General features: G+C 71.3%; 12 protein-coding genes. 4 read left to right on the top strand and 8 right to left on the bottom strand.

Going from position 1 to position 15,368, the window contains the following annotated elements:
* Positions 1-321: 321 nt before the first annotated feature.
* Positions 322-2,220, top strand: coding sequence for a ribonuclease Y (rny, locus tag PT931_RS11825; RefSeq protein WP_456245773.1), 1,899 nt, complete (start codon positions 322-324; stop codon positions 2,218-2,220).
* 182 nt (positions 2,221-2,402) lie between these two features.
* On the opposite strand, the gene PT931_RS11820 is transcribed toward rny, so the two are convergent.
* Genes PT931_RS11820 through PT931_RS11810 form a run of 3 tightly spaced genes read right to left on the bottom strand, consistent with a single transcriptional unit; the run spans position 2,403 to position 5,903 of the window.
* Positions 2,403-3,419 (bottom strand): TAXI family TRAP transporter solute-binding subunit, encoded by a 1,017-nt coding sequence (locus tag PT931_RS11820; protein ID WP_456245772.1) that lies wholly within the window; start codon positions 3,417-3,419, stop codon positions 2,403-2,405.
* A complete protein-coding gene (locus PT931_RS11815) occupies positions 3,416-3,802 on the bottom strand; it encodes a roadblock/LC7 domain-containing protein (RefSeq protein ID WP_363726484.1) in 387 nt (128 codons plus the stop codon). The genes PT931_RS11820 and PT931_RS11815 overlap by 4 nt, the downstream gene beginning before the upstream one ends.
* Complete coding sequence (locus PT931_RS11810) at positions 3,795-5,903, bottom strand: sensor histidine kinase (RefSeq protein ID WP_456245771.1); 2,109 nt, start codon at positions 5,901-5,903, stop codon at positions 3,795-3,797. Before PT931_RS11810 ends, PT931_RS11815 begins: the two co-directional genes overlap by 8 nt.
* A 181-nt stretch (positions 5,904-6,084) precedes the next feature.
* Here PT931_RS11810 and PT931_RS11805 point away from each other — a divergent pair, with 181 nt between their 5' ends.
* Together PT931_RS11805 and PT931_RS11800 are read left to right on the top strand one after the other, a co-directional pair.
* Entirely contained in the window at positions 6,085-8,001 is a 1,917-nt protein-coding gene (locus PT931_RS11805) for a TRAP transporter permease (protein WP_456245770.1), read from the top strand.
* A complete protein-coding gene (locus PT931_RS11800) occupies positions 7,998-8,993 on the top strand; it encodes a TAXI family TRAP transporter solute-binding subunit (protein WP_456245769.1) in 996 nt (331 codons plus the stop codon). Before PT931_RS11805 ends, PT931_RS11800 begins: the two co-directional genes overlap by 4 nt.
* A gap of 46 nt (positions 8,994-9,039) precedes the next feature.
* Here PT931_RS11800 and PT931_RS11795 read toward each other — a convergent pair whose 3' ends face one another.
* Genes PT931_RS11795 through PT931_RS11780 form a run of 4 tightly spaced genes read right to left on the bottom strand, consistent with a single transcriptional unit; the run spans position 9,040 to position 12,245 of the window.
* On the bottom strand, positions 9,040-9,855 hold the full coding sequence (locus tag PT931_RS11795) for an amino acid ABC transporter permease (protein ID WP_456245768.1): 816 nt from the start codon (positions 9,853-9,855) through the stop codon (positions 9,040-9,042).
* On the bottom strand, positions 9,852-10,508 hold the full coding sequence (locus PT931_RS11790; RefSeq protein WP_456245767.1) for an amino acid ABC transporter permease: 657 nt from the start codon (positions 10,506-10,508) through the stop codon (positions 9,852-9,854). Before PT931_RS11790 ends, PT931_RS11795 begins: the two co-directional genes overlap by 4 nt.
* Before the next feature lie 54 nt (positions 10,509-10,562).
* Positions 10,563-11,489, bottom strand: a complete 927-nt coding sequence (locus PT931_RS11785) for a glutamate ABC transporter substrate-binding protein (protein WP_456245766.1) — start codon at positions 11,487-11,489, stop codon at positions 10,563-10,565.
* A gap of 15 nt (positions 11,490-11,504) precedes the next feature.
* The gene (locus PT931_RS11780) at positions 11,505-12,245 is read right to left on the bottom strand and encodes an amino acid ABC transporter ATP-binding protein (protein WP_456245765.1); all 741 of its coding nucleotides are present in this window, start codon (positions 12,243-12,245) and stop codon (positions 11,505-11,507) included.
* A 79-nt stretch (positions 12,246-12,324) separates the two neighbouring features.
* Here PT931_RS11780 and miaB point away from each other — a divergent pair, with 79 nt between their 5' ends.
* Complete coding sequence (miaB, locus tag PT931_RS11775) at positions 12,325-13,791, top strand: tRNA (N6-isopentenyl adenosine(37)-C2)-methylthiotransferase MiaB (protein ID WP_456245764.1); 1,467 nt, start codon at positions 12,325-12,327, stop codon at positions 13,789-13,791.
* Between the two features lie 271 nt (positions 13,792-14,062).
* On the opposite strand, the gene PT931_RS11770 is transcribed toward miaB, so the two are convergent.
* Positions 14,063-15,274, bottom strand: coding sequence for a DUF349 domain-containing protein (locus PT931_RS11770; RefSeq protein WP_456245763.1), 1,212 nt, complete (start codon positions 15,272-15,274; stop codon positions 14,063-14,065).
* Between the last annotated feature and the right edge of the window lie 94 nt (positions 15,275-15,368).

The raw sequence follows: 15,368 nt of genomic DNA, 5'->3' as shown, positions 1-15,368 counted from the left end.
CGACCGTACCCATCTGATGATCGAAACAGCCCTGATCATGGTTTCTTGACCGGAGTAGCCATTTCGACCTAGCCTCGGCAGTAACAACGAGAAGAACGTCCGAGTACTGCGGGTTATCCGCGCCATAGAGAACGCCCCACCCAACTTCAAGACCAGGGTCCGCCCCACCGCGAACCTCGAGCCTTGGCGTGGCACGATCAGCGTGCGGCGCCCGTCATTCGTGCTGCCCTGCGCAGTCCGGTCCGGCGGGTCACATGGCGTGCCCGGACCTTCTCGACACAGCGACTGCGCCGGATCCGGTGTGCACGGAAGGATGAGGCCATGACGACCGTCGGGGTAGTGGTGGGGGCGGTCGCCGCCCTGGCCCTGATCGTCGTGGTCGGCCTGGTGCTCCTCGCCCGGATGGTGGGCAGACTGTCGGCCGGGGCTCCGGGGACGGCCCGTACGGACGCCGAGGCCGAGCAGGCCCGCGCCGTGGTGGAGGCGGAGACGACGGAGGCCAGGGCCGCCGCGCGCCGGCTGGTCGAGTCGGCCCGGGTGGAGGCGGACGAGGTCGCGACCCGGTTGCGGACCCGCGCCGAGGAGGACGCCGCCCGGATCGCCGCGGAGGCCGAGCGGGCCGCCGAGCGGGCCCGGGTCGAGGCGGAGCGGGTCACGGAGCGGGCGCGGCAGGAGTCCGAGGCGGCGGTCGAGAAGGCCCGCCGGGAGTCCGAGGCCGCCGTGGAGAAGGCCCGCCAGGAGTCCGAGGGTGTCCTGGAGAAGGCCCGCCGGGAGGCGGAGCGGACGGTGGCCCAGGCCCAGGCGCTCGCGGAGCAGGCGGCGGGGGATGTCGCGGCCCGGGCGCGCCGGGAGGCCGAGCAGGTGGTGGAGTTGCGGTCGGCGCAGCTCACCGAGCGGCTGGCGGACGTGGAGCAGCGGCTCAACCGGTTGGACGAGCGGGAGCGCCGCCTCAGCGAGGAGGCCGAGCGGCTCGCGGCCCGGGACCGGCGGATCGCGGTCGCGGAGGCCGATCTGGAGGTCCGGGAGACCGAGGTCGGCGAGCAGGAGGTCGCGCTGGCCGAGGCCGACGAGGAGCGTCGCCGGGAGCTGTCCCGGATCGCGGGGCTGACGGCCGAGGCGGCGAAGACGGAGCTCGTCGGCGTGATCGAGGTGCAGGCCAAGCGCGAGGCGGCCGTGCTGATCCGCGACATCGAGGCGGACGCGCGCAACACGGCGGAGCAGCGGGCCCGGCACATCGTGGTCGAGGCGATCCAGCGGGTGGCCAGCGAGCAGACGGCGGAGAGCGTCGTGAGCGTGCTGCACCTGCCGAGTGACGAGATGAAGGGCCGGATCATCGGCCGCGAGGGCCGCAACATCCGGGCGTTCGAGTCGGTGACCGGGGTCAACCTGATCATCGACGACACGCCGGAGGCGGTGCTGCTGTCGTGCTTCGACCCGGTGCGCCGCGAGATCGGCCGGGTCACCCTGGAGAAGCTGGTCCTGGACGGCCGGATCCACCCGCACCGGATCGAGGAGGTGCACGACCTGGCGCGGTACGAGGTGGAGAAGCTCTGCCAGCGCGCCGCCGAGGACGCCCTGGTCGAGGTCGGGATCACCAATATCCACCCGGAGCTGGTGGAGCTGCTCGGCCGGCTGCGCTACCGCACCTCCTACGGCCAGAACGTCCTCAAGCATCTGGTCGAGACGGCGCACATCGCGGGTCTGATGGCCGCCGAGCTGGGCCTGCGCCCCGAGTTGATCAAGCGGGGCGCGTTCCTGCACGACATCGGCAAGGCGCTCACCCACGAGGTCGAGGGCAGCCACGCGCTGATCGGGGCGGACCTGGCCCGGCGGTTCGGGGAGTCCGAGGAGGTCGTGCACGCGATCGAGGCGCACCACAACGAGGTGCAGCCGCAGACGATCGAGGCGGTGCTGACCCAGGCGTCGGACTCGTGTTCGGGCGGCCGGCCGGGTGCCCGCCGCGAGAGCCTCGAGGTCTACGTGAAGCGCCTCGAGCGGATCGAGGAGATCGCCAGCGGCCAGCTCGGCGTCGAGCGGGTGTTCGCGATGCAGGCGGGCCGCGAGATCCGGGTGATGGTCCGGCCCGACGACGTGGACGACATCGGCGCGGCCGTGCTGGCCCGCGACGTGGCGAAGCAGATCGAGGACGAGCTGACCTACCCGGGCCAGATCCGGGTGACCGTGGTGCGCGAGTCCCGGGTCAGCGAGATAGCGAGATAAGAGCCTCAACCGCTATCTGGTTACGAGTCGGTCACCGGCCCGACGCGCATCAGCTCGGCCGACCGCGGTCCGAGCACGGGGCCCGGTGACACCGGCCCGACCGTTCTGCCGCGGGGCCGCCGCCGCGCACCCACCTACCGCGCGGCCCCCGGGTCCCCGGCCGACCCACCGCCGCCCGGGCCTCACCGTCCGGCGTGGAACCGCGCCGCCCCCGCGTGCAGCGGCACCGGCGCGGTCGACCCGGCCGTGGCCCGGTCGATGTTCCCGGCCTCCGGGTGCACCTTGGTCAGGTCCTTCTGCCGGTCGAACAGCAGCTTCACCAGGTCGTGGGCGAGCGACTCGGACATCGTGTCCCGGACGACGAGAAGGTTCGGCACCCCGATGGTGGCCACGTCCGCCGGCAGGTTGTACGCGCCGCGCGGAATCGTCGCCCCCGTGTACGCGTCCCCGTACTGCTGGCTGAGCCGGGGCAGCGCCGCGTTGGGGGACAGGAACTCGACCTTCCCCGGGGCGGACGCGAGGAGTTCGGTGATGCCGCTGGCGGGCAGGCCGCTGGAGTACACCATGGCGTCGGTGCTGCCGTTGAGCATGCCCTTGACGGTCTGCGGCAGGGACAGCGGCTGCCCGGTGATGTCGTCGGGGCCGATCCCGGTGGCGGCGAGCAGGCGCAGGGCGATCACCTCGGTACCGGACCGGGGGCTGCCGGTGGAGATCCGCTTGCCGCGCATGTCGGCGAGACTCCGTACCCCGCTGCCGGTCCGGGCGATGACCTGGGTGTAGTTGAGGTACAGCTTGGCGAGGGCCCGGATCGGCTGCGGCCTGCCCTCGAAGGGTCCCTTGCCGGTGGCCGCGTCCCCGGCGGTGTCGGCGAGCGTGAAGGCCAGGTCGGCGTCGCCCCTGACCACGCGCTGGATGTTCTCCACGGACGCGCCGGTCGGTTCGGCGGTCGCCTCGTACCCGGGGAGGTGCTGGCTGATCAGGTCCGCCAGGCCGCCGCCGAGCTGGTAGTACACCCCGGTGGTGTTGCCGGTGGCGACGAAGAGCTGGCGGCTGCGCCGGGTGGGCGCGGAGCCGGGTCCGGCGCACCCGGCGAGGGCCAGGGCGCCGAGGATGAGGGTCCGACGGCCGCAGACGGCGGTCAGCGCCGTGCCGGCCGAGGACCGGCGGCCCCCGGGGAGCGGGGCGCGCCGACCGGTCACGAACGGACCTCCGGGGCGAGCGCCGTGGCCACCCGCTGGACGAGCATCGCGGTCTCGTAGCCGATCTGGCCGAGGTCGCAGCCGGGGGCGGCGAGGACGGCGATGTGCGCCCGGTCCCCGATGGCCATCAGCAGCAGCACCCCGCCGTCCATGTCGACGACGAACTGCCGGACCCGCCCGGCGGACAGGAACCGGGCCGCGCCGAGGGTGAGGCTGGTCAGGCCGCTGGTGACGGCGGCCAACTGGTCGGTCTGGTCGGTGGGCAGGCCGGCGGACGTCGCCAGGGCGAGCCCGTCGACGGACACCACCAGCACGTGGGCGATGTCGGGCACCCGCTCGGCGAAGATGGTCAGCAGCCAGTCGAGATTCTGGCGATCAGTCAAGGTCCGCTCTTCCTGGGTGGGGTGACAGGTGGCCCGCCGCCGCGGTGATGCCGATGGCCAGGCTGGAGAGCCGCGACCTTATCTCCTCGGGGTCGATGGCGGTGGGGTCGGGTTCGGGTTCGGGGGGTCGGAGGAAGGCGCGGGCGACGGCCCCGGAGGGCGCGGTCCGGGGCCGCAGGCCGGTGACCGGCGCGAGCAGGGTGTTGGGCAGCCGGACGAGGGCGGCGGTGCCGTTGCCGGTGTGGCTGCGCAACGTGACCTCGATGCCCTGCCGGGCGGCGAGCCGGGCCACCACGAGCAGGCCCATGGTGCCGGCGAGCGCCGCCGTGAGGGCCGCGGGCTGGGCGAGCCGGGCGTTGACCTCGTCCAGGGACGCGTCGGGGATGCCGATGCCCTGGTCGTAGATGGTGATGTCCAGGCCGTCGATGGAGTGCCGGGCGGTGACGGAGACCCGGCTGTCGGGCGGGGAGAAGGTGGCCGCGTTCTCCAGGAGCTCGGCGAGGAGGTGTACGAGGTCGCCGACGGCCGCGCCGACGATGGCGAGGCCGGCCAGGTCGGCGGTGTCCACCCTCGGGTACTCCTCGATCTCGGCCGCCGCCGCGCGGACCACGTCCTCGAGCAGTTCGACGTGCGAGAACCGCCGGCCCGGTTCGCCGCCGGCGAGGAGCAGCAGGTTCTCCTCGTTGCGGCGCATCCGGGCCGCCAGGTGGTCGAGGGCGAACAGCTGGCCGAGGGTGTCCGGGTCGGACTCGGTGCGTTCGAGGTCGTCGAGGAGCTGGAGCTGCCGGTTGATCAGGGCCTGGCCGCGCCGGGACAGCGAGACCAGGGTCGCGGCGACGTCGATCCGGAGCAGGGCCTGGTCGGCGGCGAGCCGCAGGGCCTGCCGGTGCAGGGTGCCGAACGCGGTGCCGACCTGCCCGATCTCGTCGTCGAACCCGGCGGTCAGGGACGTGTCGGTGGCCGCCGCGACCGCCAGGTGGGTGTCCCGGACGACGCCCGGCTCGGTGGCGACGGACACGGCGGCGATGGCGGCCGGCAGCGACTGGTTGGCGACGTTGAGCGCGGCGCGGCGCAGCCGGCGCAACCGGCGGGCGGTCCGGGCGGACAGGACGAGCGCGGTGAGGACGGACAGCACGGCGACCGCCCCGGTGAGGGCGAGCGCGAGGACGGTGCTCCGCCGGGCGGCCTCCTGGCGGGCGTACGCGGCGTCGTCGAGCTCCGTGGCCAGCGCCAACTGCACGGTGTACAGCCGGCGGAGCAGCTGGGTCTGCGCCACGTACCAGGCGTCGGGGTCGATCCTGAGCCTGCCCGGGTCCTGGTCCCCCGTGAGCGCGTCGTCCCGCAGCCCCCGGGCGATGTCGACATCGGACCCGGTGACCGTGTGGTCGTACGCGGCCCGGCCGCCGTCGTCGGCGACCCGGTAGAACTCGGCCTGCCGCGCCTCGGCGGACCCGATCAGGGAGGCGAGCGCGGACAGCTCACCCGGCGCGTACGCCCCCCGGGTGAACACGCCGCGCAGCAGGTCGCGCTCCTCGGCCGCCAGGTGTCCGGCGGCGGCCAGCGCGGCGATCGCCCTCGTGCGGCCGGCCAGCGCGGCGTCGTCGATCCGGGCGGGCAGGGCCTCGGCGACGGCGAGGAGCAGGGTGACCACGGACCGGTAGGACTGGTCGGCGACCCGCTGTTCTCCGGACATGCCGAGGGCCTGGCCCCGGGCGGTGGGCAGCCCGGCCAGCGCGCTGCCGGCGGTGGTCAGGGGGCTGAACAGCTCGGGGACGTCGAGCTGGGTGGCCCCCCGGTACCGCACGAGGGCGGCGTCGGTGCGCCGGCGCTGGGCGAGCAGGATCTGGTCGGCGACCTTGCCGTTGCGCAGCCGGAGCGCGCCGGTCTCGGCGACCTCGCGTTCGAGCTCGTGGATCAGGCCGACGGTCGCGGTGGCGGTGCCGGCGAGCACCCGGGCGCGGACCGCGTCGTTCTCGGCCGCGAGCGCGGTGCTGGTCTGCTGGGTGCCGAGCGCGCCGAGGCCGAGGGTGGAGATCAGGATCGGCAGCAGGAGCTGGAGCCGGATCGAGCGCAGCCTGGGAGGCCCTGCCGCTCTGCGCACCGAAGAAGCTCCCCTCATACCCGCCACCGAGCACAGTAAACGATGGATGCCACTCCATGGATTCCTTGTAGTACTGTTCCCGGCTATGTCCGTCGATAACAGTCCGAGTCCGTCTGGTGACGCGGAAGACAGCGTATCGACCTTAGACGATCAAGGGAAGCTTCCCGCCGGCGGAGCGGACGTGGACGGGCTCGCCGCGCGGTTCGAGGACGAGAAGCCGGCCGAGGACCTGACCGGGCCGACCCGGGTCGCCGTATCCACAGTGGCCGGTCTGGTCTCCGTGTTCGTCCTGGCCCAGGTGTTCCTGCCGGTGCCGCAGGGCAACCAGTACTTCCTGATGCTCTTCCTCGCGGGCGTCCTCCCGCTGGTCTTCGTCTGCTACCGGGGCTTCGGCCCGCGCCTCCTGGACGGCGTCCTGGCGGCGGCCGCGTTCGTGGTCTGCCTGTACCCGGTCGCGACCGGCTTCGACGCCTTCCTGGACCGGCAGGGCTCGCTGTCGGTGCTCGACACGGTGATGGGCGGCCTGCTGCTCGTCCTGATCCTGGAGGGCTGCCGGCGGACCACCGGCTGGGTGCTGCCGGCCGTGTGCCTGGCGTTCCTCGGCTACGCCTACTACGGCGGCTTCCTGCCCCAGGGCTGGGCCATCGCGCACGCGGGCATGGACTTCGACCAGATCGTCGACGCCCTCTACAACACGTCCAGCGGCTTCTACGGCACCCCGCTGGACGTCTGCGCCAGCTACATCGTCCTGTTCACCCTGTACGGCGCGGTGCTCAACTCCTCCGGCGCCGGGAAGTTCTTCGTCGACCTGTCCGTGGCCGCGTTCCGCCGGTCCCGCACGGCCCCCGGCCGGACCGCCGTCGCGAGCGGTTTCCTGCTCGGCACGGTCTCCGGCTCGGGCGCGGCCACCGCGGTCAGCGTCGGCGCGGTCACCTGGCCCATCCTGCGCCGGGCCGGCTACCCGGCGGAGAGCGCGGGCGGCATGCTCGCGGCGGCCGGGGTGGGCGCGATCCTGTCCCCGCCGACCCTGGGCGCGGCGGCGTTCATCATCGCCGAGTACCTGCGGGTGTCCTATCTCGAGGTCCTGCTCTGGGCCACGATCCCCACCATCCTGTACTACCTCGGCATCCTGCTGGCCGTCGAGATCGACGCGCGCAGGTTCGGGGTCCGCCCGGTCGCGTTCGACGGCCAGAGCGCGCTCCGGCTGCTGGCCCGCTCGGGGTACCACTTCGCCTCGCTGTTCGCGATCGTCGCCTTCCTGGCCCTGGACGTCTCCGCGCCCCGTGCCGTCGTGTACGCCACCCTGCTCGCCCTCGCCCTGAGCTTCCTCGACCCGGCCCGCCGGATCGGCCCCCGGCGACTGGGGGAGACCCTCGCGACGGGTACCCGGGGCGTGCTCCCCGTGGCCGCCGTGTGCGCCGCCGCCGGGGTGATCACGGCGGTGACCACGAAGACCGGGCTCGGCCCGCAACTCGCGGAACTGCTGGTCCAGGGTGCCGCCTCGCTCACCGACAACCCGACGGGCGTCCTCGCCCTGACCGCCGTGTTCGCCGCGCTCGCCCTGATGATGCTGGGCCTGGCCGTGCCGGTGACCGCCAGCTTCATCATCGGCTGGGTGATCATCGGGCCGGCGCTGCTCGCCCTGGGCGTCAGCCAGCCCGAGGCGGCCATGTTCGTCTTCTACTACTCGGTGCTGTCCGAGGTCACCCCGCCGACCGCGCTGGCCGCCGTGGCCGCCTCCGCGATCACCGGCGGGCGGGTGATCCCGACGATGTGGCAGGCCGCCAAGTACGCGCTGCCGGCGTTCCTCGCCCCGCTGGCGTTCGTGCTCACCGACCACGGCTCGTACCTGCTCGCCCGGGGGCCGGTCCTCGGCGTCCTGTGGGCCACGGCGGTGGCCTGCCTGGCCGTCGCGGCGCTGGCGGTGTGCACCGGCGGCTGGCTGCTCGGCCCCGCGCACCCCGTCGAACGGGTCCTCGCGGGCGCGGCGGCCCTGTTCCTGCTCTACCTCGAGCCGGCCAGCATCGGCGCCGGCCTGGGCTGCGCGGTCCTCGCGCTGCTCCTGCACCTGATCCGACGACGGAAGGCCCACGCATGAAACGCCAACTCACCCTCCTGATCGCGCTCACCCTGGTCGTGAGCGGTTGCGGGGGGCAGCGGCACACCGAGAAGAAGGACACCGGCGCGGACGTGGCCTGCAAGGTGGGCCAGGAGACCCGGATCGGCATCGCCACGGGCAACACCACCGGGGTGTACTACGCCCTCGGCAACGCCTACGCCACCCAGATCACGGAGGCCACCGGCGGCACGGTGAAGGCCAGCGCGGCCGAGACCGGCGCGTCCGTGCAGAACATCACCCAGCTGGTCGAGGGCAAGTACCAGCTCGCGTTCGCCCTCGCCGACACCGCCGCCGACGCGGTCAACGGCACCGGCTCCTTCAAGGCGAAGCAGCCCGTCGCGGCCGTGGCCCGGATCTACCCCAACTTCACCCAGGTCGTGGTGCGCGCCGACGCCGGCATCTCCTCGATCGCCGACATGAAGGGCCGGGCCATCTCGACGGGCTCGCCGAACTCCGGGACCGAGGTCATCGCCAACCGGCTGTTCACGGCCGCCGGACTGGCCGCCGGTGACGTGAAGGCCCAGCGCCTGGAGCTCGGCAAGACCGTCGAGGGCATGAAGGACGGCAGCATCGACGGCCTGATCTACTCCAGCGGTCTGGGCGCGGCCGGGCTCAAGGACCTGTTCGCCAGCGCCAAGGGCAAGTACAAGCTGCTGGACGTGACCCCGTTGCTCCCGAAGCTCAAGGAGGTCAACGCGGTGTACGACGTCGCGCCGATCCCCGCGGCCGCCTACGGCACCGAGGGCGACACCCCGGCCGTGGTCGTACCCAACGTGCTGCTCGTGAAGAACGACGTGGACGCCGAACTGGCCTGCGTCCTGACGAAGACGCTGTTCGACACGAAGGACAAGCTGGCGCTCGTGAACGCGTCGGCCAGGGACATCACCCTGGACAAGGCCCGAAAGACGGATCCGGTGCCCCTGCACCGCGGCTCGGCGGCGGCCCTGGACAAACTCAACGCCCCGAAGTAGCCGGGGAAGACGGCCCGGCTCCGCGGGGAGCCGGGCCGTTCCGGTGTTAGTTGCGGGCCCGGCGGCGCGCGCCGCGCTTGCTGAGCCAGTTCGCGAACCACGAGAGCAACGAGCACATCCCGATGTACACGGCCGCGACCACCAGGTACGACGGCACGTACGGCAGGTCGAACGACAGCCGGCTGCCCATCTGCTTGGCCACGTACAGCAGCTCGGGGTACGTGATGATGAAGCCGAGCGCCGTGTCCTTCAACAGCACCACGAGCTGGCTGATGATCGACGGCAGCATCGCGCGGACGGCCTGGGGGAGCAGGATGTGCCAGAACAGCTGGCCCCGGTCGAGGCCGATCGCGAGGCCCGCCTCGGACTGGCCGCGCGGCAGGGACGCGATCCCGGACCGGAGGATCTCGGAGATGACCGCCCCGTTGTAGAGGGTCAGGCCGATCACGAGGGCCCAGAAGTTCGGGATGTGCAGCCCGTACGTCAGGGGGCCGTAGTAGAAGAAGAAGATCAGGATCAGCAGCGGGATGGCGCGGAACAGCTCCACGACGAACGTGGCCGGCGCCTCGATCGCCCGGATCCCGGTCATCCGCAGCCCCGCCAGGAAGCCGCCGAACAGCAGGGCCAGCACCGCGCCGGTCGCGGCGGCCTTGACCGTGTTGAGCAACCCGTCGGCCAGCTGCTCCTGGATCGCCTTGTACTGGAACTGCTGCCACTTCAGCGACTCGAACTGCCCGGTCTGCCAGAAGCGGTAGATCACCCAGGCGATGGCGGCGACGACGGCCGCGACGGCGAGGACGCTCAGGATGAGGTTGCGGCGCCGGGCGCGTGGGCCGGGGACGTCGTAGAGGACGGAGCTCACCGGGCGACCTTCCATTTCCGCTCGAGCCAGCGCTGGGTGACGATCATCGGGCCGACCAGGATCAGGAAGCCGATGGTGACCCAGATCAGGCCGTACATCTGGTTCTCGCTGCGCTCCGACAGGTACTGCTGGATCGCCCCGGCCTCGACCACCGAGAACCCGGCGGCGACCGTGGTGTTCTTCAGCATCGCGTTGAGCACGCTGATCATCGGCGGCACGACCGTGCGGAACGCCTGGGGCAGCACGATCACGGTGAGGACCTGCGCGAACGTCATCCCGATCGCGCGGGCCGCCTCGGCCTGTCCGACGGGCACGGTGTTGATGCCCGAGCGCAGGGTCTCGCACACGAACGCCGCCGTGTAGACGGTGAGCGCGATGTACGCGGCCGTCTGGAAGTCCGCCTCCAGGCCGACCTTGGGCGCGGCGAACACCAGGAACGCGAACACGAGGGTCAGGGGGGTGTTCCGGATGATGCTGACGTAGCCGGTGCCGATGCCGCGGAGGGCCGGGACCGGCGAGACGCGCGCGGCACCGAGCAGGGTCCCGAGGATCAGGGCGAGGACCCCGCTCACCACGAACAGCTTGATCGTGTTGACGAAGCCCCGGGAGAAGATGTCCCAGTTGTCGGTCAGCGTATGCAGAAAGGCGTTCATCGCACCCTCGTGAGGAGGTGGGGGCCCGTGGACGAGCCACGGGCCCCGCTGGGACTAGTACCGCTCGAGGGCGGGCTGGGTCGCGGGGGACTTGGAGATCCCGAGCGTGCCGTCGTAGATCTTCTGCCAGGTACCGTCGCCGCGCGCGGCCTCGAGGAGGTCGTTCACGAAGTCACGGACGGCCTTGTCGTCCTTCGACAGGCCGATGCCGTACTTCTCGGTGCTGAACGGCTTGCCGACGACCTTCAGCTTGCCCGGCGCCTGGGCCGCGAAGCCCTTGAGGATCGCGTCGTCGGTGGTGACGGCGTCGACCTTCTTGTCGAGGAGCTGCGAGACGCACTCGGAGTAGGTCTTGAACTCGCTGATGTTCGCGTCCTCGGTCAGCTTCTCGTCCCGGACCCGCTGGAGCGGGGTCGAGCCGGTCGCCGAGCAGACCTTCTTGCCCTTGAGCGACTCCTTGCCGGTGATCGACGTGTCGTCCTTGCGGACGAGCAGGTCCTGGCCGGCGATGAAGTACGGGCCCGCGAAGCTCACGTCGTTCTTGCGCTTGTCGGTGATCGAGTACGTCCCGACGTAGTAGTCGATCTCGCCGCCCTTGATCGCGGTCTCCCGGTTGGCGGACGGGATCTCCTTGTACTCGATCTTCGCCGGGTCCACGCCGAGCTTCGACGCGATGAGCTGCGCGATCTCGATGTCGAAGCCGCACCGGACACCCGAGGCGTCCTTGTAGCCGAGGTTCGGCTGGTCGGCCTTGACGCCCACGACGACCTTGCCGGCCGTCTTGATCTTGTCGTACGCCGGGCTACCGGTGATCTTCACGTCCGTCGCCGGCGTGAACTTCACCCCGGAGCTCGCACACTTGTCGCCCGTGCCGACGGCCTCGTCGGTCCCCGGGGACGGGGTGCCGTCCTTGCCGCAGGCCGCGACGGAAAGGGCGAGCGTTGCGATCGCGGCCGTGGCCGCGAGGCGCTGGAAACGCATGGGTACTCCTCCGTGTTAGTGCAGGATCTTGGACAGGAAGTCTTTGGCGCGGTCGGACTGGGGGTGGTCGAAGAACTGCTCCGGGGGCGCCTGCTCCACGATCCGGCCGTCGGCCATGAAGATCACCCGGTTGGCGGCGCGGCGGGCGAAGCCCATCTCGTGCGTGACGACGACCATCGTCATGCCCTCGGCGGCCAGCGCGATCATGACCTCGAGGACCTCGTTGACCATCTCCGGGTCCAGGGCGCTGGTCGGCTCGTCGAACAGCAGGGCTTTGGGGCGCATCGCCAGCGCGCGGGCGATCGCGGCGCGCTGCTGCTGCCCGCCGGACAGCTGGGCCGGCAGCTTCTCGGCCTGGCTCGCGATGCCGACCCGCTCCAGCAGCTCCATGCCCCGCTTACGGGCGGCCTCCCTGGAGTCGCCGAGCACCTTCACCGGGCCGAGCACAACGTTGTCGATGATCGACTTGTGCGCGAACAGGTTGAAGGACTGGAACACCATCCCGACCTCGCTGCGCAGCTTGGCCAGCGCCTTGCCCTCGGCCGGGAGCACCCGGCCGTCGAACCGGATCACGCCGTCGTTGATCGGCTCCAGCCGGTTGATCACCCGGCAGAGCGTCGACTTGCCCGAGCCGGACGGGCCGATCACGACCACGACCTCACCACGGGCGATGTCGAGGTTGATGTCCTGCAACACGTGCAGGGGGCCGTACCACTTGTTCACGCCCTCGATCTGCACGAGAGGGGTATCGGTCATCTGGTCACTCCATCATCGCCCGCCGGTGCACGTCACTGTAGCGGTCACCGCAAACAGGTTGGCGTAACCTAGCTGCGAGATGAACGCTGAATTGAGGACCTACGAGGTCCGTACCTATGGCTGCCAGATGAACGTCCACGACTCCGAGCGGATCGCCGGACTCCTGGAGGGTGCCGGCTATGTGCCGGTTTCCTCGGAGGGGTCCCCGGATGTCGTGGTGTTCAATACCTGTGCCGTCCGGGAAAATGCGGACAACAAGCTCTATGGCAACCTGGGCCACCTCCGGCCGGTGAAAAAGGGCCACCCGGGGATGCAGATCGCCGTGGGCGGCTGCCTGGCCCAGAAGGATCAACACGAGATCGTCAAGAAGGCCCCCTGGGTCGACGTCGTGTTCGGTACCCACAACATCGGCTCGCTGCCGGCGCTGCTGGAGCGGTCCCGGCACAACCAGAGCGCCGAGATCGAGCTCCTGGAGTCCCTCGAGGTCTTCCCCTCGACCCTGCCCACCAAGCGCGACTCCACCTACGCAGGCTGGGTGTCGATCTCCGTCGGCTGCAACAACACGTGCACCTTCTGCATCGTGCCCGCGCTGCGCGGCAAGGAGAAGGACCGCCGCCCGGGCGAGGTGCTCGCCGAGGTCGAGGCCCTGGTCGCCGAGGGTGTCCTGGAGGTCACCCTGCTCGGCCAGAACGTCAACTCCTACGGCGTCGAGTTCGGCGACAAGCTGGCGTTCGGCAAGCTGCTGCGGGCCTGCGGGAACATCGAGGGCCTGGAGCGGGTCCGGTTCACCAGCCCGCACCCGAAGGACTTCACCGACGACGTGATCGAGGCGATGGCCGAGACGCCCAACGTCTGCCCCCAGCTGCACATGCCGCTGCAGTCCGGGTCGGACTCCCTGCTCAAGGCCATGAAGCGGTCCTACCGGTCCGAGAAGTACCTGGGGATCATCGAGAAGGTCCGGGCGGCGATGCCCCACGCGGCGATCACCACGGACATCATCGTCGGCTTCCCCGGGGAGACCGAGGAGGACTTCCAGGAGACGCTCCGGGTGGTCCGCGCGGCCCGGTTCTCGGCGGCCTTCACGTTCCAGTACTCGATCCGCCCCGGCACCCCGGCCGCCACCATGGCCGACCAGGTGCCCAAGGCCGTCGTGCAGGACCGGTACAACCGGCTGATCGCCGAGCTCGACCAGATCATGTGGGACGAGAACAAGCTCCAGGTCGGCCGGACCGTCGAGGTGCTGGTGGCCGTGGGCGAGGGCCGCAAGGACGGCGAGACCGGTCGGCAGTCCGGCCGGGCCCGCGACGGGCGGCTCGTGCACTTCCGGTCCGCCGAGGGAGTGCGGCCGGGTGACATCGTCGAGACGGTCGTGACCTACGCCGCGCCGCACCACCTCAACGCCGACGGCGAGCTGCTGTCGCACCGGCGCACGAAGGCCGGGGACGCGTGGGAGGCGGGGCGTGCGGTGAAGACGGCGGGGACGATGCTGGGGCTGCCGTCGGTGGGGGTGCCGGCACCGCTGCCGGTGGTCAACGGCTGCGCCTAGGCCGCGACGGGCCGGCTGCGCACAGGCCGCGACGAACGAGAAGAGGGGCCCCTCGAGGGCCCCTCTTTCGTGTGTCTGGCGGAGCTGGTCGGCGCTGCGGACAACCGTGGTGCTGACCCTGACTGGCCGCCGGCCGGCGGATCGCGGTGGTGGTCGTCGTCCTCCGCAGGACAGCGACGTGGCCGTCAGTGGCCGTGGACCGCCCTGGGCCGGGAACGACGAACCGCCGCCGACCCGGCTGTGGGTCGGCGGCGGAACGCTTGGGACTGGACTACTTCGTGCCTTCGGCCAGCTTGAGGAACTGCTGCTTGCCCGCCAGGGCCTGCTCAGCCTGCTTGATCCGCTTGGCGTCGCCCGAGGCCTGGGCCTTAGCCAACCGCTCCTCGGCCTCGGCCACCTGCTGCCGCATCTGGACGAGCAGCGGGTTGTCCTCCGGAGCCGTCCGCCGCCAGGCGGTGTCCATCGCGAGCTTGATCTTCTCCTCGACCCCGCGCCAGCGCCGGTCCAGGCTCGCCATGTTCTCGCGCGGCACCCGGCCGACGTCGTGCCAGCGGCTCTGCAGGTCGTTGAGGATCCCCTGCGCGGACTTCGGGTCGGCCTCGACGTCGATGGCCTCGGCCTCGGCGAGCAGGGCCTGCTTGGCGCCCAGGTTGTCCTTGAACTCCGCGTCGCGGGCCGAGAACACCTCGCTCCGGCGGGAGAAGAACGCGTCCTGCGCGGCCCGGAACCGGTCCCACAGCTTCTGCTCGGTGTCCTTCGACGCCCGGCCGGTCTCCTTCCACGCCGCCATCAGCTCCTTGAGCCGGTTGGCGGTGGAGTTCCAGTCCTCGGAGGAGGAGAGCGACTCGGCCTCGACGACCAGCTCCTCCTTCTGGGCCTGGACGGACTTGCGCTGCTGGTCGAGGGTCGCGAAGTGCGCGCCCCGGCGGCGGGTGAACCCGTCACGGGCCGCCGCGTACCGCTTCCACAGCTCGGTGTCGGCCTTGCGGTCGACGCCCTTGATGGTCTTCCACTCGTCGAGGATCTCCTTGAGGCGGTCCCCGGCGACCTTCCACTGGGTCGACTCGGTGGCGATCAGCTCGGCTTCGCCGACGAGCGTCTGCTTCCGGGTCAGCGCCTCGGCCTTGGCGGCCTCCTTGGCCTGGCGGGCCGCCCCGGCCCGCTCCTCGGCGGCCCCGGTCAGCTTCTCCAGGCGCGCGGCGAGGCTGTCGAGGTCGCCCACGGCGTGCGCGCCGTCGACGGACTCCTTGAGCCGCTTGATGCTGGCCAGGGACTGCTGGGGGTCGGCAGCGCCACTGGCGAGCCGCTTCTCCAGCAGTACAACTTCGGTCTGTAGGTCTTCGAACCGCCGCACGAAGTGCGCCAGCCCCTCTTCGGGGGTGCCGGCCTGCCACGAGCCGACGGCCCGCTCGCCGGCCGCCGTCTTGACGTAGACAGTGCCGTCCGCGTCTACCCGCCCGAAGGTCGCCCAGTCGCTGCTCATCAGCCCATCCTCGTTCTCACCGGTGCCACGCGCCACCTTTTCGGGGGCTTCGGCGCCGCCAGTGCGCAGTGTCGAATTATCTTCTGGCATTCTC

The organism is Longispora urticae (assembly GCF_053902585.1).
Note: the sequence above shows the minus strand (reverse complement) of the source record. Positions and strands in the feature narration are given on the sequence as shown.